Consider the following 25,977-nt stretch of genomic DNA (forward strand, 5'->3'; position numbering starts at 1 on the left):
TAATTCAACTACTGCCTGAGTTGATGTTGTTGTCGTGGTGTTCGATCACGTGCTTCAGAGCTTCAAGCGTTCGTGGCGGGTGCGTTCGTGAGGTGAGGGTGGGAGTGAGATCGTTTCCGGCGAAGGCCAGCAGTGGCCTGCTTGTCTTGGCGTGGTAGCTCAAGGTGTTGCGGTCGTAGCCGAGGATCTTGCCCATCAAGGTCAGGGTCACGGTGTTGCGGCTTCTGAGCAGGGCGACCAGGATGCGGTGGAGGTGGTCGAGGATGCCGAAGCCGGGATTACGACCTCGCCGATCTCGCCCCTCTCTTTGGCGTTGGGCTTCGGCAAGGACTTGGCGGCACGGTTCGAGCCTGAGGAGGAGCTCGTCAAATTCTTCGCGTGTCAGGCCAGTCAGAACGGGATGGGCGAGGAGAAAGGTGGCCTCGGCCGGGATCGGCGGTCCCGACTCGTCGTATGGGCCTTCTGAAAGAATCTGGTCAGGGGCTCGTGGGGCGATGGTGTAGTTCCATTCGCCGTGGAAGTCGTCTCGTCTGACGCGCCGGTCGACGCTCTTGCGTTCGGCCCGGGAGAGGACACGGCCGGTGGGGTAAGCGTTCTCGTCGAGTGCAGCCGTGACGGTCAGGCCGGCGCTGGTGCGGGTGCGGGTGGCCGAGATGGTCTCCAGCAGCACTTCGTAGCTGGTCAGAGGTTGCCCGCGCAGGCTGTGGGTGATCCGGGAGAACAACCGGTGTTCGACTTTGTTCCATTTTGAAGTACCCGGTGGAAAGTGCATTACGGTGATGGCCAGGCCGGACTCATCAGCGAGGCCGGCCAGGCCCATCTTGAACAGGCGGGAGTCGGCTGAGTTGGCCCCGCCGGAGTCCGCGGTCACCAGCAGACGGTCCGCTGCGGGATAGTCCCTGCGCCCCTGGGCCTTCCACCAGCGGCGCAGGGATTCCACCGCGAAGGCAGCGGTGTTCCGGTCGGTTCCCACGTTCACCCAGCCGCTGTCGCGCCCCAGATCGTAAATGCCGTACGGGATGGCGAGCGGGGTATCGGGTCGGATGAAATCGTGGTCGGGGGCGCTGATCGGCTCGCCTTTGGGGCGGTAGGTGCGGCCGGGCCGGGCGAAGTCACCAATCGGTTCCTTCTGCTTCGCATCCACGCTCACCACCGGCAGCCCTTCCTCCGGGAAGCGTTCGGCGGCGGTGTTGATGTGCCGGAACTGCGCGTCCCGGTCGGGCACCTGGCTGCCGGCCCGGGTCTTGGCCATGCCCTGCAGACTGAAGCCCCTTGCCCGCAGCAGCCCGCCGACCACCGGGGCGCTGACCGGATGTCCCGCATCACCGAGCTCCCGTGACAGATCCCGAAGCGAGGCAGTGGTCCAGCGCAACGGCGATACCGGATCACCTACCACCCGCGGCTCGATCAGCAACTCGAGAGCCGCCACCAGCCCAGGGTCACGCTCGGCCGCAGACTTCCGTCCGCCGCCGGGTCGGCGCACCCGTCCCAGCGCCTTCGCTCCACCCGCCAGTTCTTCACGCCCCCGCGCGATGGTCGACTCAGAGACCTCCGCCAGCCTGGCCACGGCCCCGGTTCCCCCATGGCCCAGCGCCTCGGCCTCGGAAGCCAGATACAGACGGCGCTGCCGCTCATCCAGATGCGGTAACACCGCCGCGAACTTCACATCCAACATCACAAGGACTTCATCCGTAATCGCCATACAAGGCAACTATCATACGAAACCAGGTAACTTGCCCAGATCAAGCAATAGTTCCCTTACGGCTCCTGAACCGCTGCCAGTTCGTTGAAGATCACCACCGCCGTCACGGCGTGAAGCGGCTCTGCGAAATCCTCGGTCTCTCCCGGTCGAGCTTCTACTACTGGCGCCGCACCGCGGCCGCGAGAGCGGCCCGGCACGCCGTCGAGGCCGTGCTCGTGGCTCGGATACGCAAGGTCCACCAGGACTCTGACGGCACTTACGGAGCCCCCAGGATCACCGCCGAGCTCCGGGACGAGGGCTGCCCGGTGGTCAATCACAAGCGGGTCGCGAGGATCATGCGGACCATCGGGCTCGGGGGAGTCCGCCTGCGCTGTCGGCACCGCACCACCATTGCGGACCAGGCCGCGTCGAAAGCGCCGGATCTGATCGGCCGTGACTTCACCGCGGCCGCGGTGAACACGAAGTACGTCGGCGACATCACATATCTGCCGGTCAGCGGCTCGAAGCCGCTCTAACTGGCGACCGTCATCGACCTCGCCTCACGACGGCTGGCCGGGTGGGCGATCGCCGATCACATGCGAGCCGAGCTCGTCATCGATGCCCTGGCGGCTGCTGAGCAGACCCGCGGGAGCCTGGCCGGAGCGGTGATGCGCACGGACCACGGATCTCAGGGCGGATTCAACTGGTCGTCGCAACACCTCGTGATCGTGGAGGTGTGGGGTGGTTCGTCGTCAGCAGGCAGCGGACAGGGCGGTGCGTCCGAAGTTGAGGTCTCCGGGGCATCCGAAGTACCAGCGTCATGTCGAGGCGGCGTTCTGGACGGAGATCGCCAAGGGCCTTCTTGCCGAGGAGGCCGCGGCCGTCGTCGGCGTGGCGCCGGCGGTCGCGACGCGCTGGTACCGCCAGTGTGGCGGCATGCGACCGTTCGATCCGAAGCCGCCTTCGGGCAGATACCTGTCGTTTCGCGAGCGGGAAGAAATCGCGCTTCTCAGAGGACGTTAAGTCCGTTTCTGGTAGCGGCCGCGTTCGGGTTGGGTGGGGAAGCCTTGGCGGGTGAGGCGTCCGAGGCGGCTGCGGGTGATGTTGACGGACGCCTCGTGGGTGGGCAGGCCGAGGAGTTCGTGCAGCTCACGAGCCCTGAATGCCTGGTCGGGGTGCTGGTTGAAGGCGTTCACGATGGTCTGGTAGGCGGTGTTCGTCTCGGTCGGATCGGGCTCGTCTCCGGTCGGCGCGAGTTCCGTGACGACCTTCCGGGTGGTGGTCAGATCCGCAAGTCGCGCTTCGATCTCGGCCAGGGCGGCGGTGAGGTGCTCGATCTGGCCGCGTAGTTCCCCGACTCGGGCGGTGGCCTCGTCGTGCTGGGTCTGGAGGCCGGCGAGGAGTTCGGCGACGTTCACGCGGCCAGTCCGAGAGTGTCGCGCCAGGCGGGACTCGGTATCGTGAGGCGGCGGGTCATGTTCGCGGTGGAGGCCCAGTAGACGCGTGAGGCGGAGGTGTCGGGCCGGTGGTCATACTCACGGGTCAGACGCCGGTGCAGCATCAGCGTGCCGTTCGTCTGCTCGACCACCCACCGCTTGGGCTGCGGGACGAACCCTTTGCCCTGGTCAGCGGGGTTGCGGTGGACGACCTCGACGTCGATGTCCAGCAGGGCGCCGTGGATGATGACCTCGTCCTTGAAGCCCTGGTCCACCAGGGCTTTCTCCAGGCGCATCCCGCACCGCTCGGCAGCCTGGTCGAGCAGGATGGTGCCGGCGGCGTTGTCGTGGGCGGAGGCGGCCAGCACGACAACACCGATGACCAGACCCAGGACGTCCACGGCCAGTCCCCGCTTTCGCCCCGACACCTTCTTGTTCGCGTCCAGCCCCGTCGTGGCCTTCGGCACACCGGCGGCCGCGCGGACGGACTGGGTGTCGATGATCACGAGGGACGGGTCCTCTAACCGGCGGGCCTTCTCACGGACCTGGCAGCGCAGGAGTTCCTGGATCCGCTGGTCCAGCCCGTCCTCGCGCCACAGGCGGAAGTAGTAGAACACCGCCGACCAGGCCGGTAGATCGTGCGGCAGCAAGCGCCACTGGCAGCCCGTCCGGTTCTGGTAGAAGATCGCGTTCACGACTTCCCGCAGGTCGCAGGACCCGGGATCTCCGGTCGCCGACCGGGCCACCCGGCCCTGCTTCCAGGCCGTGACCATCGGCTCGATTAACGCCCACTGCTCGTCCGATAAGTCGCTGAGGTACGGCTCTCTCTTCACGCCCCGCATCTCAACATGGACATGCCCACGAGGCGGTCCGGACCGCGATCAGTACCACGATCGAGCGATCACGAACCGAGGAAGATCGGACTTAACGCCCACTCATAGGTGGCCCGGTGGTCGTCAACGAACTGGAAGCGGCTGGTCACCAGTTCGTCTCTCCGGCGAAATACTTGGCCGCCTTGCGGAGTATGTCCCGCTCGGTGGCGAGCTTGCGCTCACTGGCCTCGAGCTCGGCCACCCGGGCCTCCAGCCGCCGGACCCGCTCGTCCGGATCACTGGGCGACACCGCCGCCCCGTGGCCGGCAGCCTGCATCACAGCAGCGGCGGTGACGCCACGACGTTCGCGGTCCCGCAGCACCCACTCCCGCAGGGTCGCCCGATTGACGCCCAGGTCAGCGGCGATGCCCTTGTACGTCGCACCGGGCGTGGACTCGTACAGGGCCACAGCATCTGCCTTGAACTCGTCCGAATAGTCCTTCAGCGCGATCGGCGGTCTTCTCGCTTCCTCCGGATCAACCAAGATCCAGTATCAGCGTGTCCCCCACTCAGGGGGAGGCCCCCTGTGCGGTCTGCGCTGGGAGATCCAGGGTCGGGACGGTGATGAGGATCTGGCCGCCGGGGAAATAGTCCAGGGCATTTGCTACTGCGGCCGCGATTGTCTTCCCTGACCCGGACTGCCGGCTACGCGCTGCCACGGCGCTCCGTGGACATCCAGACCCTTGCTGTTACTCGGAGGGCTGCGGTCCCCTCCGTTCCACATCGCCTTGGTCAGCTTCATACGCCGTCACCAGCCAGGCGGGAAGTCGACCCCGCTCCCCGACCCGGTGACCGTTTGCAATGCCCCAGAGCCGGATGCGCGCGGAGCGATTCCGTACCCACGCTGCGGCAGCGTCTTGGGCGTTCAACCGGGCGTAGACTTCGGCTTGCTTGCGCTCGTGTGACTCCCGAACTACTGCCAGGCGATCTTGCGAGCGGAGCCATCGATCGTACAACCGGTATTCGGCCGCGGTAACCGGCGTTCCGTCGTTCCTTTCTACCAGGCCCCTCCTTACCGCGTGTCCGCGCACTTCCTCTGCCGTCATCTGGGCGTACGGGAGTCTGTAAACACGGATGACTGGCCAGCCAGGTCTGACCCTGACCAGATCGCTGAGGAGCACTCCCCTGTTCTCCATGGCCACGAGGTCAAGGCGTTTCAATCCTGTCTCCCGTATGAGCCAGGCAGCAGGCATTGAAGTACCTTCGTCCTTCAGGGCTTGGTGGACCCTGCTCTCAGTCTCTTTAGTCATGTCGCCCTCCGTTCGACCTCCCTCAGTGGGCCGTCACTACAAGGAGCGTGCCTCCCCTAAGGGGACAGTGCTTCGGCGTAGTTTCGGCGCGCCACATCCGGCGCCTACGGTAGATGTCAAGCCAAATGAGATGTTCGTGTCGCTATGAGGCTTTTTGTTCGGGTTCGCTTCTTTTGGCCGGGTCGTTGATCCAGACCATGCCGGGTATCTCGGGTGGCCGTGGCCGTCGGGCGAAGCGTTCGGGGTGGCGCTCGAATGGCTCGGCCAAGGTGACGGCCCGCTGGTCACGGACCTCCTCGGCGGTGCCGAAGTGGGCCGAGGCAGGGGTGTGCAGGCCGCTCCCGGAGTGTCTGTGATCGTGGTTTTAGTACGCGATGAAGGCGTCCATCCACTCCCGTGCGTGCGCCAGGGAGTCGAACCGTTCGGGATAGTCGGCGGAGTACTTCGTGGTGCGGAACTGGCTCTCGGAGAAGGGGTTGCCATTGCTGACCTTGGGGCGGGAGTGACTCCTGGTGACACCGAGGTCGATCAGCAGCTGAGAGACCTTCTTGCTGGTCATCGAGGTGCCGCGATCCGCATGCGCGGTCTCGGGGACGATGCCGTTGCGGTCGATGGTCTCGCGGATCAACTCCTCTGCCCGCTCGGCGGTTTCGGCTACTTCGACGGTGTGGCCAACGATGTAACGGCTGTAGATGTCGATGATCACGTAGGCGTGGTACCAGATCCCCTTCTCCGGCCCGGGCAGGCGGGTGATGTCCCAGGTGACGACCCTGCGAGGGTCCGGTGGCGAGAAGTTCGGGCACGGTCTTGGCGGGGTGGGTGGCCTGGCGATGACGCTCTCCGCTCTGACCGGCTGCCTCGAGGATGCGATACATGGTGCGGCTCGAGCAGTGGTAGCGGCCCTCGTCCAGCTCGCGGGCCCAGATCTGCGTGGGCGGCAGCTCCGCGTAGCGCGGGGAGTCCATCCCCGCGAGGATCGCCTCGCGCTCTGTCCCGCTCTGCGCGCAGACCGGTGCCGGTCGCGCCTCACGCACGGTGGGCCGCGGGTGGAGACGACGGTGGTGGGTGGCCCGGGACCGGCCGGTCAGCCGGCAGGCCGCCACCGCCCCAACCAGCGGAGTCAACTCCCCCGTGGAGATGTCGAGATGCTCCTCGACCTCTTCGTTCAGTCCGCGCTCTCGGCAAGCAGTTCCAAGAGCGCGACCCCTTTTCCCATGACCTCCAGGGCGGCGTCCCTCTTCGCCAGTTCCCTCTCCAGGCGCTCGAGCCGCTTCCGCAGCTTCTCCACCTCGGCCTCGGCCAGGGACTTCTTCGACCGCACCGCGCTGGTCCGCTTGTCGGTCAGGTTCTCCAGCCCGCCGGCGTCCCTGGCCTGGCGCCACTCGATGACGTGGGAGTGGTACAGGCGCTCACGGCGCAGGATCGCGCCCTTCTCCCCCGGCCGGGGCCGCGTCGTACTCGGCCACGATCCGCAGCTTGTACTCCGGGGCGAACGAACGACGCCTCGGCTTCGCCGCAGGCTCTATCGCGGGGGACTTCTTGCTGGCCATAGGGGGTGATGCTCCTGTCTCGCCCTACCAGGCCAACCCGCCAAAACTGGATGTATCATCCAACGGTGACAGGGAGGGCTTCGCTGCGGATTGCTCTACGAGGCGAGCCCGCTGTCAGTCACGCTGCTGAAGCGGCAGTAGAACCCGTCGCGCTACCCTGCCAGCGGACCGCAGAGCGGTGCTTCCGATACCTGTCAGGATTCTGGACCACACTGTACGACTCGACCACGAAGTCATAGGCGTCCTCAACGGCGTCAGCGGCTTGAAGCCCCTCTGCCCACTGCACGGGGAAAACATCGAGGCGGCCTACATTCCGACCCGGGTGACCTTGGTTCGCGTTCACGTGTGCGCCACCCTTCGTCGGAGGTTCCTCCTTCTTCCGTTCTACGCTCGACCAGTCCCACAATCCCCCCACCAACCGGCGGAGAGACCGGTTGTCACGCCACCACTGGTCGGAGGAAACCAACCGAAAATGGTGGCCGGGGCCACGGTATTGATGCCACCGGACGTGACTCGGTTTGTTCAGGTGGACGCGTCTGCTCCCGTTGCCGGGTGGGCCCAGCGATCGGCGATGCTCAGCGGGCGGGGTTCTCCGGCCCGAATGGCGTGAATGACCGCGTCGTGCAAAGTGCGGCTCTCTGCCTCCCCGGGGCAGAGGACGGGGCTTCCGGCAAGCTGGAGCCACTCGGCTCCACCACTGTACTGAACAGTAACGTGTGCCAGACAGTCGTCCTTGGTCCAGGTCGTGTGGACATCCAGCTCGCCGGTAAGAACGGGACCCACTTCTGCGGTCTTCACACCATCGGGGTGGGCGAAGACCGCGCGGGTCGTCCACGATGCCCAGCTCATTTGACCTCCCTGACCATCTCGTTGTCTCGCCAGTGTGACCGCGTCCGCTTTCACTCGCCCGTCCTGGCCACAGAAAGCGTGTCCGCTCGACTTTCACTGCCCTCTGGATGGGCACTGTCACGTTAACGTCGCATGGCATGCCTAGGTCAATAGATCTTGCGGCGAGCGACCTAGCTGCACAGCCGGACGGGAAATTCTCCTCGTCGGCAACCTCGAAAACGATCGAATTTCCTGGCATGCCCACGCTATTTTCAGCAACGTGACAGTGCCTCCAGGCGCGGAAACAAGCAGCTCAAACAGGCTTTCTCCCTCTCCGTGTTCGCCGCCTTGGCCGACCCGGCCTCCAGGGCCTACCACGACAGGAAGACCAGCCAGGGCAAGCACCACACGCAAGCCCTTCTCTGCATCGCGAGACGACGTGCTCTTCGCGATACTCGCGACGGCACCTTCTGCGAACCCCAACCCGCCCCATCAGCTTGACCAACCCCATAGGGGACCCCCCCTGCACCACCGCGCGCACCGGCCTTGCCGCACGCGTCAGGGCTTGTCCTCTAGCCCGTCGCCGTGCTCGACGAGGCGGCGGCGGAAGGCAACGGTGAGCACCGCCGCCAGTGTCATGAATGCGGCAACCGCCCACATGCCGGCACGGAAGTCGCCGGTGGCGTCCTTGAGCCAGCCGGTGACGAAGGGAGCAGCAAATCCGCTCAGGTTGCCGCAGGAGTTGATGAGGGCGATGCCGCCTGCTGCACCGACGCCGCCGAGGAAGCCGGCCGGCACCTGCCAGAACACCGGAAGGGCGGCGAGTACCCCGGCGGTGCAGACGGAAAGGGCGATGACGGCCAGGTAGGGGGACTGCAAGTACAGCGAGCACGCCACGCCCACCGCACCGATGAATGACGGGGCGGCCAGGTGGAAAACGCGCTCCTCCTTGCGGTCGGAGTGCCTGGCGTTCCAAAGCATGCCGGCCGCGCCGCAGGCGAACGGGATGGCGGACACAAGGCCGACCTCGACGAGGTCGAGCCGCACGCCGAAGCCGCTCTCGAATCCGGCGATGACCTGCGGAAGGAAGAAGGTCAGGGCGTAGAGCCCGTACACGACGCCGAAGTAGACGGCGCACAGGACCAGGACGCGCGCATCTCGCAGGCTGCGGCGCAGCCCCGGGGGGTCGGGAACTCGCACACGGTCTTCTGCCTCGATGGTGTCCGCCAGCGCCTGCCGTTCCTGTGAGGTCAGCCATTTCGTCTCCTGCGGCCGGTCCGGCAGGAAGGCCCAGCAGGCGACGGCGAGCAGAATGGAGGGCAGTCCTTCAAGGAAGAACATGGTGCGCCAGCCAGCATCGAAGCCGAGGAGCCCTGCCCCGTGTTCCATGATCAGGGTGGAGACCGGGGCGCCGATGACCGAGGCCATGGGCAGCGCGAGAAGCAGCAGAGACATCATGTGGGCGCGGTGGCGGCGGGGGAACCAGTACGTCAGATACAGGACCATCCCGGGGAAGAAGCCCGCTTCCGCGACCCCGAGGAGGAACCGCACGATGAAGAAGGCGGTGGGACTGTCGACAAAGGCCTGAGCGCTGGCTGCGATGCCCCAGGTCAGCGCAATTCGTGCGATCCAGCGCCGGGCACCGACGCGGTGCAGGAGGAGATTGCTCGGTACCTCGAAGAAGAAGTAACCGAGGAAGAACAGGCCCGCGCCCAGCCCGAACGCCGTTGCGCTCAGTCCGATGTCGGCATTCATCCGCAGAGCGGCGAAGCCTACGTTGGCGCGGTCGAGGAAGTTCATTGTCGCCAGTGCGCCGAGCAGCGGCAATACGCGGAGCGCCGCTTTGCGAACCGCACCTGAAACGATCGGATCGGGGGTGGTCATGGAGGAACCGTTCCACCGTGGCGCTGATGGATGCAGGCGCAACGTGAACGGCGCGCGTCTGGGTTAAGACGTTACGTCGTTTGCTTGCGGAGTCGACGCAACGCGGCCCTTGACCCCGGATTTTGAACACGTCTATGCGGCTCGGGCCAGGGTAGTTGCTGTTGGTTGGAGGTCGTTCTCGTAGGCGATCGGGGACCGCTGGCCGAGGCGGGAGCGCCGGCGGCGGGCGTTGTATCGGGTCAGACATCCCATGCCGTCGAGCCTGGCCTCGCGGTCGCTGGACCAGCCTTTGCGGCCTTTGAGTGTCTCCCTCTTGAAGGCGGCGTTGAAGCTTGCCGCTATTGAGACCCGTGGTCCGTGTGCATGATCGCTTCATCGAGACTGCCGCGGGTTCGCCCGGCAGGCGCCAGCGCGTCGACGACGAGCTGGGCTCGCATGTGGTCGGCGATCGCCCGGGCGTGCTCGGTCTACGTCAGCAGCGACGGTGCCGACCAGCTCCAACGGGGGGGGGCAGGGACCGGAACGCGGTGATCTCGTTGCTCTTGGAGTCGACCTGACGCTGGGCGATCACCGTCTTCTCGCCGTGCAGGACCGCGGCAAGCAGGTGGACGGCGACGGGATCGTGGGTGCGCGAGCCGCGCAGGGACTTGCCGTCCACGGCCAGGGCCCGCAGTCCGTCGGCGGGCTCCAGCTGGCCGGCGAGCCAGTCGCCGACGGCCCGGTCCAGAGCATCGGCGTCGATGCGGGCCAGCAGCCGCCCCAGCGTGCACGCCCCCGGGACACTCCTCTCCAGGCCGAGGCGGGTCCGGATTTCGGGCGGGGCACCGGCCGCGAACCGGGCGATGGACACCAGCGCGGCAGCACCGCCAAGGACAGCGACGGCACACAGAGCCAACAGCGCGCCGAGGGTACCGACGCCCCTGCAGCCGACGCGGATCGGGAAGGACCTCCAGTACCTCGGCGAGATGGACCAGGTCCTCCGGCTCTGCGGCCGGCAAGTCCGCTATGCGGGCACGATGGCAGGACAGGACTTCGATCGTGGAAACTGACATACGGACGCGACCCCTGAACGATCAATGGCTTCAACACCTTGATCATCAGAGGTCGCGTCCTTCGTGCATCCACCGGCCCATCAGGTCGAACACCCACGATCAGGACCAACCAGCCATCTCGACAGACGAGAACGCTTCAGCCCTGGGGCCGACAACATCGCCAAGACCACCCGGGCGATCCGCTACGAACCCCACCGAGCACTCCGCATCCTCGGCATCACCCACAATCCGAACACCTACGGAACTTGATCAAGCCCTGCCCTGACTCGCCATCAAACGATCATTCTGGCGACGACGTGACAATGCCCTGCTGAATGAGTACATCAGCATCGCTGAATTCAGCACAAGCCTCAACACGCGGAAAATTCCGCGGATGCGCTCCATCCATTTCCTGGGGCTTCTCACGCCCCAAGTCGACAATCATATCCCACGCAAAACCGCCTCGGCTGCCCAGGTTCTAGGGGCGCTTCCCGTTAGCCCAGACATCCGAAAGTCATGCGCATCCGAACCTGAGTGCGTCCGAATTGAGTAGTGGTGCACTGCAGCCGCTCGAATGCTGTCACCGCTTCCTGCCGAAAATATCCCCCTTTCAGGCAAGCTTTTCACCGACGCCCGAACCCCAGGGTCGGCCCACCATGAGCGTAGAACCGGGCTTGCATTGAATGATTTCACGCCAAGACTGTCTGACGTTGCCCTCCAACCGCCCCGCGCCTCTCTCGCTGGAGTCACGGGAGCCCTGAACGCTTCGCCGCACCTCAGCGGGATATGAGCACTGCAGTGCAACTGGCAGTAGGTCTCCTTCGGTCACCTACTGCTCCGGTCGGCAGCCCCAGCGCACGACGAATACCAGACAGCACCGTGCCGGACTCCCGCACCAAAGAGACTAGTACCACTGCCCTTTGATGTCGTGCCGGATTGGCGAAAATCTGACGGAACGGACACATTTGACTCTATCTACCCATTACGGGGAAATCCTCACAGTTCACGCCATGCACGAAAACGGTCCCGCGCTGACCTCGAATCACCCCTCGGCCGGCGCAAGCGCGAGCAACCGGTCTGCCGTAAGCGACCTTTGGTGTTCAGCCGATGAAAAAATCGATTCCCAAGGCGGCCCACCGAGCTCTTTGATCAAAATAGGTCATGTTTGACAAGAGAGGTGGCATCACGCCGTCGAGGCACGGCAAACGCCCGTCGATGCCCGCTGACGACCCTCACGCATGGGGTCGTTATCGCAGCCCATCACGCGTTCTTGTCCGCGGACCCTCAAGGACCTGTTCTTAGTCCGCCAGACACTTCGAGACTGCAGTCGAGGTCCACGAGGATAAAAGCTCGAAGAGGACCCGCACCTGCCATTTTCGCAGCGTGGCGCCCCTTTATCCTCGATTCTTCACTTGCGGTGTGACGCTGGTCGGCTCGGTGGTTTGCCCGTAATGTCCTCTGTCGTTCGAGGATGGGCCGTCGCGTGACGCTGCGGGGCGTCGGGTTCCACGGGCCCGAGGGTGCTGCGGGTCCTCTCCTCTGCGGTGTCGTTGGGGTGGTGGCTGTCCGTCAGGTGAGGGATGGGAGCTGGGTGGCCCGCTGCCAGGCGGTGGCGAACGCCGGCGCCCAGGGCCAGGCGCGGTCGAGGTGCAGGGTGCGCCGGCGGGCGTGGGTGGTGAGGCGGGCGGGCAAGTGGTAGAGCTTCGTCCGGATCGTCTCCGGTTCGGCGGCGGCGAGTTCGGGTTCGTCGTGCAGGAGGAGGAGCCGGGTCCAGGCGTCCAGGTCGGCGGCGATCGTGGCGGCCAGCATCCAGGCGGCGTTGAGCTGTAAGGACTTGGAGGGCAGCAGCCCGAGCCCGACCCTCTTGATCGCTTTCACGCGGTCCTCGACCTCGGCGTGATCACGGTAGAGAGCGTCGACGAACCACACCTGTCCGGAGCCCGGAACCCCGGAAAGTCCCTGGTGGGCGGGGATGTTCGTGGCGATGATCTGGTAGCGCCAGCCGGTGTGCTGCTCGAAAGCGGTCAGCTTCTTCAGGTCGCGGCGCGAGGGTTTGACCCGGCGCACGATCAGCCGTATCCCCTCGGGCCAGCCGCCAAGGTCGCGGACCCCGGTCAGCTCGGCTGCCTGGTAGGTGACTTTCTGTCCGTCCGGCCCCTTGATCTCGTGGACCTCGCCGTCTTGGCGCAGGGCTTCACTCCATACGTTGTCGGGCAGCAGCGCGATCGCGGCCTCGTCGGCGGTGTTGATGGCCCAGCCCGTCACCCAGCGCACCCGGCGGCGGCTGGTGCTCAGCGCCTGCAGATGCTCAAGGAGGCCGTGGCTGAAGGCCGCGCCGTCGATCCTCACCAGCAGCTTCGACCACAGCGGCAGCGGGAGCTGACGTAGCGCGGCGGCCAGGACGCTCTTGTGGTCGGCGATGTCGTTGGACGCCGCGTTGCCCGGCCGCAGCAGCATCGTCACGCATTCGCGGGTGTTGGCCACCCACGCGCCCAGCGGATGATGCCCATAGCCGCCCTTGAACGTGCCGGCCGCGCCCTCCTTGCCACTGGTGCAGGTCACCAGGGTGGCGTCGAGATCGAGGACGTACCAGCCGGTGAGCTTGCGCCCGCATACCGAGATCCAGGGGAACCCGCCGGGGCGCAGGGCGAGCAGCGTCCACACCCCACGCCGTATCACGGCGCGCACGCGCTCCACCCGGGCTACGACCGGACCGTCGATGGCTTCCAGCGTGCGCCACAGAGTGCTGTCCGAGACCGGACGGGGGAACAACGGCCGCCAGTGATGCTGCAGTTGCTCGGCCTGCAGGATGTTCCTCGCGCCGAGGACGATCGCGCAGGCCAGCTGGACCAGCACCATCCCGCGATCCCGCCACCCCGGCCCGACGCCCTGCGGCAGCGCGACGGTCAGGGCCCGGGTCAGCCCGACGCGGTCCGCTGTCCGGCGCAGCAGCACCACGCCCGCGTGCCCGACCAGGTTCCTGCCGTCGGCCCGCACGACGAGCCGGTGATCCCATTCGGTAGCCTGCACCTGTTGGGTGCCCCCACTCTGCGACGTTCTTGATCTAGGAAATCCAGATCATCGCAGGTCAGGGGCACCCTTCCACTGTCAGGGCGTCACATCACTGACGAACGGCCCTCGTAGCTGAATACACGAGGTTATTACCCGGCTCTGCCAGCGCAGCGTCTCCTGGCCGGATTTCGTCGCCGGGAGTGGCGCCTGAGGTGACACCAACGGCACGGTGAATGAGAACGAGATGAAGGAGTTGCCAACGATGCATCGTCCCCCTATGGCTGTTCCGGCCGCTGCCGCTGTGCTGGCCGCAGGAGGAGCGTTGGTTACGTGAACCAGTACGAGCAAAGGACGAGTCAGTCCTGCACCCAGGTGAACCTCACGGTCACCCCCCTGGCTTCGTTCTAGCCCGCCTACCAGGGTGTCCCAACAGCGATCTGCTCGGACTGGGGCATTCCTGGGTGACAGCTCCGACGGCGGGGGCGCCGGTAGTGCTGGCGGCCCCGCGAAACAGGACGGTCGAGCAACCACTCGGTCTGACGATGGCATTAGGGCCCCTCCGGGCCAAAGTCGACGCGCGTAGCGCGCCAGCCTTCGTGTCAGCCGGCTCGGCCGTGCCGCGGACACACCGTGTCCGATCGGCTTACGTACCCCTACACGAAAGGGTGAGGCGACACCATGAGACGGAAGATTCTGTCGACGCTCGGCATGGGAACGGTGCTGCTGCTGAGCAGCGCCGTTCTTGCAGGCGGGCCTGCACACGCCGGCACGTTGGGCGTCTCGAGCACAGCGCTCGACAACTACCTGCTGGGAATGTCCTACGACAAGGACAAACTGCTGACCCACCAAGGGGACAAGGTCACCAACGTCCCGCCCAACCAGTCGGAGGAGAAGGACGGGAAGTTCATCGTCCTCACCAGGGAGAAGAAGTCCCTCTCCACGCGCACGGCCGACATAGCCGCGGTCGGGGCGAACGAGGACAAGACGTACCCGGGCGCGCTGCTTCAGGCCAACGTGTCCCTCCTGGATAACAACCCGACGCTCATCTCCGCACAACGGGCGCCGGCAACTCTGAGCGTCGACCTGCCGGGGATGACGGGGAGCACCAACTCGATCGTCGTCAAGCAGCCGTCCACCAGTTCAGCGCGGGCAGGCGTCAACACGCTTCTCGAGCGGTGGAACGCGCGCACGGCAACGACGTACCCGACCATCCCGGCAAGAATTCAGTACGACGAGACCATGGCCTACAGCATGTCCCAGCTGAAGGCGAAGTTCGGGCTGTCCTTCGACAAGGTGGCCTCGCCACTGAACATCGACTTCTCGGGCGTGGCCTCCGGGGACAAGCAGATCCAGGTGGTCAACTTCAAGCAGATCTACTACACGGTGAGCATGGACGCGCCCATCAGCCCGGGGGCGGTGTTCGATGCCTCGGTCACCCCGGAGGACCTGCGCGCCCGCGGCGTGTCCAACGCGAACCCTGCGGCCTACGTGTCGAGCGTGTCCTACGGCCGCTCGATGTACATCAAGTTGGAGACCGAAAGCCGCAGCACCCAGGTCCAAGCCGCGTTCTCCGCAGCCATCAAGGGAGGCGGAGTCAGCGGCGACACGGAGGTGCAGCACATCCTCAACAACACGTCCTTCTCCGCGGTGATCCTGGGTGGCGACTCCAGCGATGCCACGAAGGTCATCAGCGGCAAGGTCAGCGACCTCAAGCAGATCATCCAGGATGGGAGCCGCTACGGCCGTCTCAGCCCCGGCGCTCCAATCTCCTACTCCACATCCTTCCTCAAAGACAATCAACCGGCCACCGTCAACAACACGTCCGACTACGTCGAGACGAAGGCCACCGAGTTCTCCCGCGGGCGCATCTCCCTGCAGCACAAAGGGTGGTACGTAGCGCGCTACGACATCTCGTGGGACGAGCTGAGCCATGACAAAACCGGCAAGGAAGTCCTGACCCGTATGAACTGGTCCCAAAATGGTGTGGGCAAGACGGCTCCCTTCGGCGCGGAGATCCACCTCAAGGGCAACGCCCGCCACGTGAAGGTCCGCATCCAGGAGAACACCGGTCTGGTGTGGGAAGGCTGGCGCACCATCTACGACAAGGAAGGCCTGCAGCTGGTCGGCAACCGTGCCATCACCATCTCCGGCACGACCCTGCAGCCCTCCGTCGCCGAAGACATACAGAACTGAACTACGTGAGAGAGCCCGACTGAACGGGGTTCAGCGGCAGATGCCTCTCAGCCGCCCGCCGCTGAACCCCTACAACTCCAGAACCGGGATTCCGCACCGTAGGCGGAGCGCAGCGCTTCCTTTCCGTGTTCACCGGGATCTCACCCCACTTCCGACCCCACCGCCGCCCCATGACTACCGCCCGCAACCGCTTCGAAATGAGCCTCCGCTTCACCATCTGGAACCAGATCACCAGCAGCACCGGCCTGCCCGCCACGTCTGAATCGCATCCCCCACCGGACCTCGCACACGCGCCATCAAACGATCACGGCGTTGGGAAGGCGACAACGACCGTCATGATCGAGACGGCCATCGGCACCCCCTCGAGTCCCCTCGCACCGCTGACCAGCCGCAATACACACCGTCAGAACTATCTACAGCTGCCGTGTTGGCCTGATCTAGCGCACGGGTTTGTTTTTGCGGGGGCACGTCAGGCACATTGTTGAAGACTGAACGGCTGGGATGGGTTCGCGTGATCCGCGAAAGATATCCAGCCTGAACTCGAGGACGGGCGGAAGATCTCCGCCTGTCGGATGGAGCACTACATGAGTACCGCCTTCAAGGTCACAGGCATCATCGTCGCTGCGGTCGCCGTCGCCACCGCGGGACTGGGTACGGCTCAGGCCGCCCCCTCCCAGAATCAGAACTCCGCAGCCGCGAAGGTATCCTCGCCCTGCGTTCAGATCCAGCACGAGGTCGACGAGTGGCTTGCGGGAAACATCTACTATTTCGCAGATCCCCGTCCTGCGTGGCTGGAAGAGGCCCGGGAAAACGAGTGCACCATACAAGGTTTCAGCTAAACTCCTGCCCCGAAGCGGAAATGACATTCCACTCGCATTCTCTGCTTGGCCCCTGATCCTCTCCATCCCATCTAGGTGGGCCAAAGAGGCGGGTCCAGGTCGGTAGCGGCGTGACAGAGCCCCCGGCCGTTGTCGGTTTTCATTCCCTCAGTCAGCATCAGCGCCGCTCGCCTGGGGGCTCTGCTAACTCCGTGAACTCTTGGAACTTCGAAGCCAAAAAGTTCACATGAACCACAATCGCGAAAAGACCATGAAGAAGGTCCACCTCATCTAGACCAACACCATAAAACTCGTAACAAAAAGCGACACAAATGACATCACGAGACACTAGGAGCGGGTATGAGTTTCACAAAGCGGGCAGCCTGTGCGGCACTTGTGGCGCCCTTCATAGGGGTCGCCCTGCTGGGATCCTCTAGTACGGCGACAGCAGCCGAATCAACGAACGCAAGGTTCACCTCTTCCCAGGAGAACATGACCCCCCACGCCCTCGCGGCCGGGATAGAACTCAGCAACCTCGAATGGGTTGCCATGCGAACCATGAGCGGCTCGGTCACCTGGATGCTGCGCATCGACCACGACCCGCACGTCGAGCCTGGGGGCGTGTATTTCCTGTGGAATCCGGACACTTCTTCCCGCGCGGGCAACTTTGCGATCGGAGATGACGTCAGGATCGACACCGTCACCCGCTGGAAGGGTGCAATCTTCGCACCCACTCCCGGCGCCGATCACATCGAGGTCCGCTACGGGCAGGTCGACGCCCCCGGAGAAGCTGTAATCGTGGCAAGTATCGCGCGCTGCCCCAGCCACCTGATTTGCTGATGTAGAGCAGGTCGGTGGCGGTAAGGCAGCCGTCGATTAGGTGGGGCCGGCGCTGGATTCTGCGTAACTCTCTGCGGAGTTTGCGGTCGAGGTCGTCGGGTGTGCCGAAGGCGGTGCTGGCCATGGCCCTGCGCACGAGCGACCAGACGGCCTCGACGGGGTTGAGATCGGGTGCATAGGGCGGCAGGCGAATAGTGGTGAGCCAGTCGTGCTCGGCCTCATACCGCTTCAGCCCGGCGGCCAGGTGGGTGTTGAGATTGTCCCAGACCACCACGATCGGGCCGCCGAGCTGGATATGGGCTCTCACCAGCAGGTCTCGGTAGGGCACTGTCACGTTGTCGGTGGCGGTCTGGGATGATCTTCGGTCCGCCGCTGGTGTCGGAAGTCCGGCCAGACCTACGCCAACGCGCTGCGCCGCAGGCGTCCGCAGCCTGGTGACAAATGGCACCTGGGATGAGGTCTTCGTCAAGATCGGCGGGGTGCACAAGTACTTGTGGCGGGCCGTGGACGCCGACGGAAACGTCCTGGACACCCTGGTGCAGGGCCGGCGTGACAAGGCTGCGGCCAGGCGTTTCCTCCGCCGACTCCTCACCTCTACCGGGCAGGTGCCCCGGGTGATCGTCACCGACAAACTCGCCTCGTACGGGGCGGCGCATCGGGAAGTGATGCCGTCGGTGGAGCACCGTGCGCACAAGGGTTTGAACAACCGGGCGGAGAACTCCCACCAGCCCACCAGGCAGCGCGAACGCGCGATGAAAGGCTTCCGCAGCCCAGGCTCCGCGCAGCGGTTCCTGTCCGCGTTCACCGGGATCTCACCCCACTTCCGACCCCACCGGCACCTGACGACCGCCGGACGCCACCGCTTCGAGATGACCGTCAGGTTCACGATCTGGAACCAGATCACCGGCGCCGCCGGCATGCCGGCCACAGCCTGAGCAACCAGCCGTTGAAGGCCTCTTCCTACCCTCCCACGGTCACACCACCGACAACGTGACAGTGCCCCGGCAACACCTTGTGGTGGACCGTCGACTCGCCCACACCCAGCCACCGGCCGAGCTCCGCGCCCCAGGTCGAGGTCTGGAGGTCGTTCTTCTGGCCCTTCGGCGCCCGCGACTTCGCGTACAGCACCACGGCCGCCAGCTTCGGCGTGTCCTTCAACCCCGAGATCGACGGGTCCGCCAGCAGCGCCTCGACCGCCGCGAGCAGCCGCATCCTCCGACCGAGGCGCGGGAGTGTCATGAATCAGGTGGACACCCGCTCTGAAGGGATCCCTGATGGACGCGGAGAATGGTCACCTGATCGAGGACGCTGACGGCGTGTCGGTTGCGGTGCGGGATGCGAGTGTTGGCAGTGCTGGTGTGGCATCGAAGACGACGGCGACGAGCCGGGAAGCGGCGGCGGCGCACGGGCTGAGTCCCGCTCTGTTGGACGAGCTGGCCGAGCTCGCCGCGGGCAAGGCCCGTGACGGCGGGCTGCGGCTGATGGGCGAGGGCGGCCGGCTGGTCGAACTCACCCTGCACCTGATGCAGGCCGCTGTCGAGGCGGAGATGGACGTGCACCTGGCCGAGGGGCCGGCCGCACCGGCGGCCGGGGATCGCGGTCCGGGGCAACGCCCGCAACGGCGACCGGCGCCGGAAGGTGATGACGGAGGTCGGCAGCGTGACGGTGCAGGTTCCCCGGGACCGGCTGGGCACCTTCACCTCTGGCCTGCTGCCGAAGTACGCGCCGCACCGGCGGCCTGGAGGAGATGGTGCTCTCGCTGACCGCGAAGGGCCTCACCTCCGGGGAAATCGTCGCGCATCTCGCCGAAACGTACGGCATGGAGACCTCCAAGGAGACGGTCTCCACCATCACGGACAAGGCCCTGGACGCCATGGCCGACTGGCGCACGCGCCCGCTCGATCCGGTCCTGTTCGTGGACTGCGTGAACGTCAAGATCAGAGACGGTGCGGTGGCGAATCGCCCCATCTACGTGGTCCTCGCGGTCACCTGCGACGGCCACCGCGAGATCCTCGGACTGTGGGCCGGGGACGGCGGCGAGGGCGCCAAGTACTGGCAGAACGTCCTCGCCGAGCTGCAGAACAGCGGAGTGAGGGACGTCCTCATGCTCGTCTGCGACGGCCTCAAGGGCCTGTCCTAGGCCGTCAGCACCGTCTTCCCCGCCACGGTGGTCCAGCTCTGCATCGTTCACCTCATCCGCACCACGCTGAAGTACATCTCACGCGCGGACTGGGACAAAGCCGCCCGCGACCTCCGGCCCGTATATACCGCCGCCAACGAGGACGAGGCCCTTGCCCGGCTCGCCGAGTTCAGCGAGAAGTGGCAGGCCAAGTACCCGGCCGCGGTCCGTGCCTGGGAACGGTCCTGGAGCGAGGTGGTGCCCTTCCTGAGCTTCCCGCCGCCGATCCGGAAGATCATCTCGACGACGAACGCGATCGAGGGCCTGAACGCCCGCTGCCGGCGCTCGGTCAACGCCTGCGGGCACTTTCCGAACGAGACCGCCGCCCTCAAGCGCCTCAACCTCACCACCCTCGCGCCCTCGACCCGACCGGGAAGGGCCGCAAGCGGTGGACCAGCCGCTGGAAGGAGGCCATGAACGCGTTCGACATCGCCTTCGACGGCCGCCTCTCGGCCGAACGAGTGTGAGCCAACCAGACCAACAAGAAACCTCTACGCCAACCGAGTGGTGAACACGCTTTCGTGATACTCCCAGAAGATCAGCCAGCAACGCGACCAAGCCCTTCAGAAGGCCGAAGCCGCATAGGAGAGGACTCTACGATTCCAGGGGATTGACACACCACCGACAACGTGACAGCGCCGGCGTTGTCCTTGTTCGGCACGCCCGGCCATCGGCCGGGGTCAGTTTGAGGGACAGCGTCGCTCGCCACAGCCGCGGACGTAGAGCTCCGCCGAGGCGGTGATCTCGGTGAGGTTCCCGCCCCCGTTGATCAGGACACGGCCGTTGCGCAGCAGTGTGGCAGTCTGTCCCGCCAGTGCGGTGCTCATGGAGCCGGTCGGGCCGAACTTGCCGGTTCGCGGGTTGTAGACCTCAGCCGAAGCCAGGAAGGTGTTGCCAAAGCCCCCGCCCGTGACCAGGACCGTGCCGTCGGCGAGCAGTGTCGCGGTGTGCACGCTGCGCGCATCGGCCATGCTGCCTGTGGTGGTGAAGGTGCCCGTCTTGGGGTTGTACACCTCGGCCGAGGCAAGCGCCCCGGTGGTGTTGTCGCCGCCTGCGACCAGTACCTTGCCGCTGCGCAGCGTGGTCGCGGTGCGGAACTCCCGGGCCACGCTCATGGATCCGGTCGCGGTGAACGTGGCTGCGGCGGGGTCGTAGAGCTCGGCCGAGGCCAGTTCGCCGTCCTCGCCGTTGCTGTTGCCACCCGCGACGAGGACCTTGCCGTCGTTGAACCGGGTAGCCGTGTGTGTGTCCCGGGGGGTGGTCATGGGGCCGCTGGCGGTGAATGTGCCGGTGGCCGGGTCGTACAGCTCGGCCGACTCGGCGTTCCCGCCGAGTCCCCCGACGACAAGAACCTTGCCGCTGTGCAGTGGGGTCGCTGTCTGGAAGTACCGGGGCTGTGTCATGGATCCGGTGGCAACGAAACTGCCGCCGCCCGTGCCGTCGGCCGACGCCGTACCGGCAAGGGTCGCACCCGATCCGAGCAGCAGCGCGGTGAGGAGCAGGAGAGGCATGGCCCTGAGGCGGTGAACGATTGTGGAGAGTCGTTGGAAGCGGTACGCCACGGACGTCCCTGACCCTTGCAGAATAATTATATTCGACCTTCTTCGCCTGGCTGATGGAAGCCGCCGAGTCCTCGTCCGTCCTTGCTCAGACGGCGGGTTGGAGGACTCCGCGAGGCGCCATACTGCTTGGCTCCGATCACGTCGGCTCCGGCAATTCACTGCCGAAGAGGAAAAATCACCTGTTCGTCCCATCGGATGGTGCCGATCGTGAGTCGTGTAATGCGGGAGGGCGCCATTCCATGCCCCGGTCCGGCGGGTACCCGTGAAGGGTGTCTGTCCGTGGGTGGTTCTGGTCAGGGGTGCGCGTCGGCTGACGTGCCGGATGACGCCGGGTTCCATGGGCCCAGGGCTTGCGGGTGGGCCTCCTTTCTGGGCACTGTCACGTTGTCGGTGGTGTGACCGCGGGAGGGTAAGAAGAGGCCTTCAACGGCTGGTTGCTCAGGCTGTGGCCGGCATGCCGGCGGCGCCGGTGATCTGGTTCCAGATCGTGAACCTGACGGTCATCTCGAAGCGGTGGCGTCCGGCGGTCGTCAGGTGCCGGTGGGGTCGGAAGTGGGGTGAGATCCCGGTGAACGCGGACAGGAACCGCTGCGCGCCGCCGACGCTGCGGAAGCCTTTCATCGCGCGTTCGCGCTGCCGGGTGGGCTGGTGGGAGTTCTCCGCCCGGTTGTTCAACCCCTTGTGCGCACGGTGCTCCACCGACGGCATCACCTCACGGTGCGCGGCCCCGTAGGACTTCAGCTTGTCGGTGACGACCACGCGGGGCATCTGCCCGGTGGAGGTGAGGAGCCGGCGGAAGAAGCGCCTGGCCGCAGCCTTATCTCACCGGTTCTGGACGAGGATGTCGAGGACGTTTCCGTCGGCGTCCACGGCCCGCCACAGGTACTTCTGCACCCCGCCGTTCTTGATGAAGACCTCGTCGAGATGCCACTTGTCACCGGGCCGCGGACGCCTTCGGCGCAAGGCATTGGCATAGGTCTGGCCGAACTTCCGACAACAGCGCCGGACCGTCTCATAGGAGACGATCACGCCCCGCTCGAGCATCATCTCCTCGACCTCCCGGTAGCTGAGGGGGAAGCGGAAGTACAGCCACACACAGTGCGCAATGATCTCGGCCGGGTAGCGGTGGTTCTTGTTCGACGGCACCACAGACGACCGAACCCCATCCCTCCCCGGACACGGACAACCCGAAGATCATCCCAGACCGTCGGACAAGGTGACAGTGCCCGATCTGGGACCAAATCACCGGCGTCGCCGGCATGCCCTCCGCTGCCTGAGCAACCAGGACCCGACGGCTTCTTCACACCCTCAAACGATCACACCACCGACAACGTGACAGCGCCCGATAGCCCCCCCGTTATCTTTTTCGCGGTCCTGCAATGGGGCCGCTGGCCTCCGGGCCCGGTATGACTGTGTCCCCTCTGTCGAAGTGATGGCCTGGGGGGTGGTGTCGCCGGGGCCGTGGGGTGCCGTCGGAGATGCTGATGAGAGACCCGGCCACCGCCCGGTCCGGCGCAATGCCGGGCAGAGACGTGGGCGGCAGGTCTGCATAACGTGGATGCGCGAGCACGGTGCCAACGCCGAGGCCGGCCAGGTCAACCACCCGGGAGGGGTGCGATGTTAGACACCGGTGATGTGGGCGTCTTCCTGGGTATGGACGTCGGCAAGACAGCTCACCACGGCCACGGTCTGACGCCGGCGGGCAAGAAGGTCTTCGACAAACCGATGCCTAACAGCGAACCGAGACTGCGGGCCGTCTTCGACAAGCTGATCGCGAAGTTCGGCACGGTGCTGGTGATCGTGGACCAGCCCGCATCGATCGGGGCTCTGCCGCTGACCGTCGCCCGGGACGCGGGCTGCGAAGTCGCCTACCTGCCCGGCCTCGCGATGCGGCGGATCGCTGATCTGTATCCGGGCGAGGCGAAAACGGACGCGAAGGACGCGGCGGTGATCGCGGACGCGGCCAGGACGATGCCCCATGTCCTGCGTTCGCTGGAGCTGACCGACGAGGTCACTGCCGAGCTCACGGTGCTGACCGGCTTCGACCAGGACCTCGCCGCCGAAGCCACCCGCACCAGCAACCGGATACGCGGCCTGCTCACCCAGTTCCACCCCTCGCTGGAACGCGTACTCGGACCCCGGCTGGACCACCGGGCCGTCACCTGGCTCCTCGAACGCTACGGATCCCCGGCCGCTCTGCGGAAAGCCGGCCGCCGCAGGCTCGTCGAACTCATCCGCCCGAAGGCCCCGCGGATGGCCGTCCGGCTGATCGACGAGGTCTTCGACGCTCTCGACGAACAGACCGTCGTGGTCCCGGGAACCGGGACTCTCGACATCGTGATCCCGTCCCTGGCCGCTTCCCTCGCGGCGGTTCACGACCAGCGCCGGGCCTTGGAAGCGCAGATCAGCAGCCTGCTGGAGGCTCACCCTCTTCACCAGGTCCTGACCTCGATGCCGGGAGTCGGCGTCAGGACCGCTGCCGTCCTGCTGGTCACCGTCGGCGACGGCACCAGTTTCCCCAGCGCCGCCCACCTCGCCTCCTACGCCGGGCTCGCGCCGACGACGAAGTCGTCCGGGACCTCGATCCACGGCGAACACGCACCCAGAGGCGGAAACCGGCAGCTCAAACGCGCCATGTTCCTCTCCGCCTTCGCCTGCATGAACGCCGACCCGGCCTCCCGCACCTACTACGACAGACAAAGAGCCCGCGGGAAAACCCACACCCAGGCCCTCCTCCGCCTCGCCCGCCAACGCATCAGCGTCCTGTTCGCCATGCTCCGCGACGGCACCTTCTACGAGTCCAGAACCCCCGCCATCACCCTCGCCGCATGACCACCCCAAACAGCCCCATACCCGGCACCACGTCCTTGACGAAGGACATAGAGACCCCCCCAGCATCCACTGATCGGTTGATTTTCTAATGCACGGGGACTGGGATCCTGTCGCCTAAGCGGTTTTTTATTTACAAAGGAGGTAAAATGGAACAAATGAAAGAATTGTGGATTAATTGTGTTACCCACGTTCAAGACGTCGACCTCACCCCAACCCCTCAGGAATGTTCGACTTGCTATTCTTCTGAGCAAACGTTCCTCATCATGGCATGTAACGTAGATGCAAAGATTTGCGTTAACTGCATTATGAAAATGCAGGTGAATCCAACTTCCCACACGCTACTTTGTCCCTACTGCCGCACGAAAATTGAGGCTAGGTACTAGTTGTATCGCTTGGCCTCAGCCGGGGTCGCGGAAAGCTCTCATTCGGGGTGCTGTCACGTTGTCGGAGGCGGTCTGGATGATCTTCGGGTTGTCCGTGTCCGGGGAGGGGCTCGACCGTGTCGTCCGGAGTGCCGTCGTACAAGAATCACCGCTACCCGGTGGAGATCATTTCGCACTGTGTGTGGCTGTACTTCCGCTTCCCCCCTCAGCTACCGCGAAGTCGAGGAGATGATGCTCGAGCGGGGCGTGATCGTCTCCTATGAGACGGTCCGGCGCCGGTGTCGGAAGTTCGGCCAGACCTACGCCAACGCGCTGCGCCGCCGGCGCCAGCGACCCGGCGATAAATGGCATCTGGACGAGGCCTTCGTCAAGATCGGCGGGTTGCAGAAGTACTTGTGGCGAGCTGTCGACCAGGACGGCAACGTCCTCGACATCCTGGTCCAGAACCGGCGGGACAAGGCCGCGGCCAGGCGTTTCTTCCGCAGACTCCTCACCACCACCGGACAGATGCCCCGGGTGATCGTCACCGACAAGCTGAAGTCGTACGGGGCCGCGCACCGGGAAGTGATGCCGTCGGTGGAGCGCCGTGCACACAAGGGGTTGAACAACCGGGCGGAGAACTCCCACCAGCCCACCCGGCAACGGGAACGGGCGATGAAAGGCTTCCGCAGCGTCGGAGGCGCGAGGCGGTTCCTGTCCGCGTTCACCGGGATCTCACCCCACTTCCGACCCCACCGGCACCTCATGACCGCCGGACGCCACCGCCTCGAAATGATGATCCGCTTCACCATCTGGAACCACATCACCGGATCCGCCGGCCTGCCCGCGATGGCCTGAGCGCCGGTCCACGGAAGGCCTCGGCACACCCTGACCAGGACTGATTCATAGTCGTGTTGATCATGCTGCGTCGCAGGTCAGGGGCAGTCCGAGTAGGTCGAGCGGGCGGGTGAATGGTGTGTAGGAGACCTCTCGGAGCCCGGCGGCGATGTTGCGGTGGCCGGCGTCCCGCAGGGTGTTGATCGCGAGGTTGCGCAAGGTGGCCATGTTCTCCGGTCCGTGTCCAGTGCGGATTTTGGAGGCGTCCTCGGTGAACGTCGAGTCTCTGATGTGATGGACGGCCTCGATGCCCCACTGGGCGCTCCGTAGGAGGCGAGCTTGTCGGTGACGACCGCCCGGGGCACCTGCCTGGTCGTGGTGAGGAGCCGACGGAAGAAACGCCTGGCCGCGCCCTTGTCACGTCGGCTCTGCACCAGGATGTCCAGGACGTTTCCGTCGGCGTCCACGGCCCGCCACAGGTACTTGTGCTTCCCGCCGATCTTGATGAAGACCTCGTCGAGGTGCCACTTGTCACCGGGCCGCGGGCGCCTGCGGCGCAGGCTGTTGGCGTAGGCCTGGCTGAACTTCAGGCACCACCGGCGGATGCTCTCGTAAGAGACGATCACGCCCCGCTCGAGCATCATCTCCTCCACCTCGCGGTAGGAGAGCGGGAAGCGGAAGTACAGCCACACACAGTGCGAAATGATCTCCACCGGGTAGCGGTGGTTCGCGTACGACCGCGTGCTCGACGATATGAACGGGCCCCTCCCCAGACGGACAGTCCGAAGATCATCCCACCCCGCCACCGAC

The 25,977-nt window shown here is 65.4% G+C and carries 18 protein-coding genes and 10 pseudogenes; 12 read left to right on the forward strand and 16 right to left on the reverse strand.

Translation table 11 applies throughout. The features are described from left to right. Nucleotides 1-4 precede the first annotated feature (4 nt). Nucleotides 5-1,702 carry an ISAzo13 family transposase gene (locus OG435_RS00280; RefSeq protein ID WP_430625543.1) on the reverse strand — a complete coding sequence of 566 codons (1,698 nt, stop codon included), beginning with the start codon at nucleotides 1,700-1,702 and terminating at the stop codon, nucleotides 5-7. Nucleotides 1,703-1,812: 110 nt separating this feature from the next. Between OG435_RS00280 and OG435_RS00285 the strand changes: the two genes are divergently transcribed. The 3 genes and pseudogenes from OG435_RS00285 to OG435_RS00290 form a co-directional block, all read left to right on the forward strand. Next, nucleotides 1,813-2,217, forward strand: a complete 405-nt coding sequence (locus tag OG435_RS00285) for an IS3 family transposase (RefSeq protein WP_266874715.1) — start codon at nucleotides 1,813-1,815, stop codon at nucleotides 2,215-2,217. 12 nt (nucleotides 2,218-2,229) lie between these two features. Then, nucleotides 2,230-2,361: pseudogene (locus tag OG435_RS50575) on the forward strand (IS3-like element ISTesp3 family transposase); the annotation flags it as partial. A 61-nt stretch (nucleotides 2,362-2,422) separates the two neighbouring features. Then, nucleotides 2,423-2,701: pseudogene (locus OG435_RS00290) on the forward strand (IS30 family transposase); the annotation flags it as partial. Here OG435_RS00290 and OG435_RS00295 read toward each other — a convergent pair. The 7 genes from OG435_RS00295 to OG435_RS00325 all read right to left on the reverse strand — a co-directional run bounded on the left by OG435_RS00295 (nucleotide 2,701) and on the right by OG435_RS00325 (nucleotide 6,789). Next, nucleotides 2,701-3,099: a hypothetical protein gene (locus tag OG435_RS00295; RefSeq protein WP_266874717.1), complete on the reverse strand. Its 399-nt coding sequence runs from the start codon at nucleotides 3,097-3,099 to the stop codon at nucleotides 2,701-2,703. The pseudogene OG435_RS00290 and the gene OG435_RS00295 overlap by 1 nt on opposite strands. Next, a complete protein-coding gene (locus tag OG435_RS00300) occupies nucleotides 3,096-3,950 on the reverse strand; it encodes an IS5 family transposase (RefSeq protein ID WP_430625544.1) in 855 nt (284 codons plus the stop codon). The genes OG435_RS00295 and OG435_RS00300 overlap by 4 nt, the downstream gene beginning before the upstream one ends. Nucleotides 3,951-4,095: 145 nt before the next feature. Next, nucleotides 4,096-4,440: a transposase gene (locus OG435_RS00305; protein ID WP_430625736.1), complete on the reverse strand. Its 345-nt coding sequence runs from the start codon at nucleotides 4,438-4,440 to the stop codon at nucleotides 4,096-4,098. A 238-nt stretch (nucleotides 4,441-4,678) separates the two neighbouring features. Then, nucleotides 4,679-5,239 carry an Lsr2 family DNA-binding protein gene (locus tag OG435_RS50580; protein ID WP_430625545.1) on the reverse strand — a complete coding sequence of 187 codons (561 nt, stop codon included), beginning with the start codon at nucleotides 5,237-5,239 and terminating at the stop codon, nucleotides 4,679-4,681. Nucleotides 5,240-5,603: 364 nt separating this feature from the next. After that, on the reverse strand, nucleotides 5,604-6,269 hold the full coding sequence (locus OG435_RS00315; protein ID WP_266874720.1) for a DDE-type integrase/transposase/recombinase: 666 nt from the start codon (nucleotides 6,267-6,269) through the stop codon (nucleotides 5,604-5,606). A 135-nt stretch (nucleotides 6,270-6,404) separates the two neighbouring features. Further along, complete coding sequence (locus tag OG435_RS00320) at nucleotides 6,405-6,560, reverse strand: hypothetical protein (RefSeq protein WP_266874721.1); 156 nt, start codon at nucleotides 6,558-6,560, stop codon at nucleotides 6,405-6,407. Between the two features lie 88 nt (nucleotides 6,561-6,648). Then, the gene (locus OG435_RS00325; protein ID WP_266874722.1) at nucleotides 6,649-6,789 is read right to left on the reverse strand and encodes a hypothetical protein; all 141 of its coding nucleotides are present in this window, start codon (nucleotides 6,787-6,789) and stop codon (nucleotides 6,649-6,651) included. 1,110 nt (nucleotides 6,790-7,899) lie between these two features. Here OG435_RS00325 and OG435_RS00335 point away from each other — a divergent pair. Then, a pseudogene (locus OG435_RS00335) lies at nucleotides 7,900-8,118 on the forward strand (IS110 family transposase); the annotation flags it as partial. A 57-nt stretch (nucleotides 8,119-8,175) separates the two neighbouring features. Here the strand turns inward: OG435_RS00335 and OG435_RS00340 are convergent. The 3 genes from OG435_RS00340 to OG435_RS00355 all read right to left on the reverse strand — a co-directional run bounded on the left by OG435_RS00340 (nucleotide 8,176) and on the right by OG435_RS00355 (nucleotide 13,562). After that, complete coding sequence (locus OG435_RS00340) at nucleotides 8,176-9,501, reverse strand: MFS transporter (protein ID WP_266874724.1); 1,326 nt, start codon at nucleotides 9,499-9,501, stop codon at nucleotides 8,176-8,178. A 472-nt stretch (nucleotides 9,502-9,973) separates the two neighbouring features. Then, on the reverse strand, nucleotides 9,974-10,396 hold the full coding sequence (locus OG435_RS00350; RefSeq protein WP_266874725.1) for a transposase family protein: 423 nt from the start codon (nucleotides 10,394-10,396) through the stop codon (nucleotides 9,974-9,976). Nucleotides 10,397-12,101: 1,705 nt separating this feature from the next. Then, nucleotides 12,102-13,562, reverse strand: a complete 1,461-nt coding sequence (locus OG435_RS00355) for an IS1380 family transposase (RefSeq protein WP_266874726.1) — start codon at nucleotides 13,560-13,562, stop codon at nucleotides 12,102-12,104. 660 nt (nucleotides 13,563-14,222) lie between these two features. Here OG435_RS00355 and OG435_RS00360 point away from each other — a divergent pair. From OG435_RS00360 to OG435_RS00375, 4 genes and pseudogenes are all read left to right on the forward strand, one after another. Continuing rightward, the gene (locus OG435_RS00360; protein WP_266874727.1) at nucleotides 14,223-15,737 is read left to right on the forward strand and encodes a thiol-activated cytolysin family protein; all 1,515 of its coding nucleotides are present in this window, start codon (nucleotides 14,223-14,225) and stop codon (nucleotides 15,735-15,737) included. 86 nt (nucleotides 15,738-15,823) lie between these two features. Next, nucleotides 15,824-15,988: pseudogene (locus tag OG435_RS50585) on the forward strand (IS6 family transposase); the annotation flags it as partial. A gap of 333 nt (nucleotides 15,989-16,321) precedes the next feature. After that, complete coding sequence (locus tag OG435_RS00370; RefSeq protein ID WP_266874728.1) at nucleotides 16,322-16,576, forward strand: hypothetical protein; 255 nt, start codon at nucleotides 16,322-16,324, stop codon at nucleotides 16,574-16,576. Between the two features lie 471 nt (nucleotides 16,577-17,047). Then, complete coding sequence (locus OG435_RS00375) at nucleotides 17,048-17,395, forward strand: hypothetical protein (RefSeq protein ID WP_266882297.1); 348 nt, start codon at nucleotides 17,048-17,050, stop codon at nucleotides 17,393-17,395. Between the two features lie 7 nt (nucleotides 17,396-17,402). On the opposite strand, the pseudogene OG435_RS00380 reads toward OG435_RS00375, so the two are convergent. Beyond that, nucleotides 17,403-17,717, reverse strand: a pseudogene (locus OG435_RS00380) (transposase); the annotation flags it as partial. Between the two features lie 39 nt (nucleotides 17,718-17,756). On the opposite strand from OG435_RS00380, the pseudogene OG435_RS00385 reads away from it, so the two are divergent. After that, nucleotides 17,757-18,330: pseudogene (locus tag OG435_RS00385) on the forward strand (IS6 family transposase); the annotation flags it as partial. Between the two features lie 25 nt (nucleotides 18,331-18,355). Here OG435_RS00385 and OG435_RS00390 read toward each other — a convergent pair. Further along, complete coding sequence (locus OG435_RS00390) at nucleotides 18,356-18,634, reverse strand: hypothetical protein (RefSeq protein ID WP_266874729.1); 279 nt, start codon at nucleotides 18,632-18,634, stop codon at nucleotides 18,356-18,358. Between the two features lie 170 nt (nucleotides 18,635-18,804). Here OG435_RS00390 and OG435_RS00395 point away from each other — a divergent pair. Continuing rightward, nucleotides 18,805-20,041 (forward strand): annotated as a pseudogene (locus OG435_RS00395) (IS256 family transposase). Between the two features lie 213 nt (nucleotides 20,042-20,254). Here the strand turns inward: OG435_RS00395 and OG435_RS00400 are convergent. Beyond that, a complete protein-coding gene (locus OG435_RS00400) occupies nucleotides 20,255-21,085 on the reverse strand; it encodes a Kelch repeat-containing protein (protein WP_266874730.1) in 831 nt (276 codons plus the stop codon). A gap of 489 nt (nucleotides 21,086-21,574) precedes the next feature. Beyond that, nucleotides 21,575-22,285: pseudogene (locus OG435_RS00405) on the reverse strand (IS6 family transposase). Nucleotides 22,286-22,753: 468 nt separating this feature from the next. On the opposite strand from OG435_RS00405, the gene OG435_RS00410 reads away from it, so the two are divergent. Both OG435_RS00410 and OG435_RS00415 read left to right on the forward strand, forming a co-directional pair. Further along, entirely contained in the window at nucleotides 22,754-23,968 is a 1,215-nt protein-coding gene (locus OG435_RS00410) for an IS110 family transposase (RefSeq protein WP_266874731.1), read from the forward strand. A 499-nt stretch (nucleotides 23,969-24,467) separates the two neighbouring features. Further along, nucleotides 24,468-25,188: pseudogene (locus OG435_RS00415) on the forward strand (IS6 family transposase). Nucleotides 25,189-25,460: 272 nt separating this feature from the next. Here the strand turns inward: OG435_RS00415 and OG435_RS00420 are convergent. Beyond that, a pseudogene (locus OG435_RS00420) lies at nucleotides 25,461-25,922 on the reverse strand (IS6 family transposase); the annotation flags it as partial. Nucleotides 25,923-25,977: the final 55 nt, after the last annotated feature.

It is taken from the genome of Streptomyces sp. NBC_01264 (genome assembly GCF_026340675.1).
In the GTDB taxonomy this organism is placed as follows: domain Bacteria; phylum Actinomycetota; class Actinomycetes; order Streptomycetales; family Streptomycetaceae; genus Streptomyces.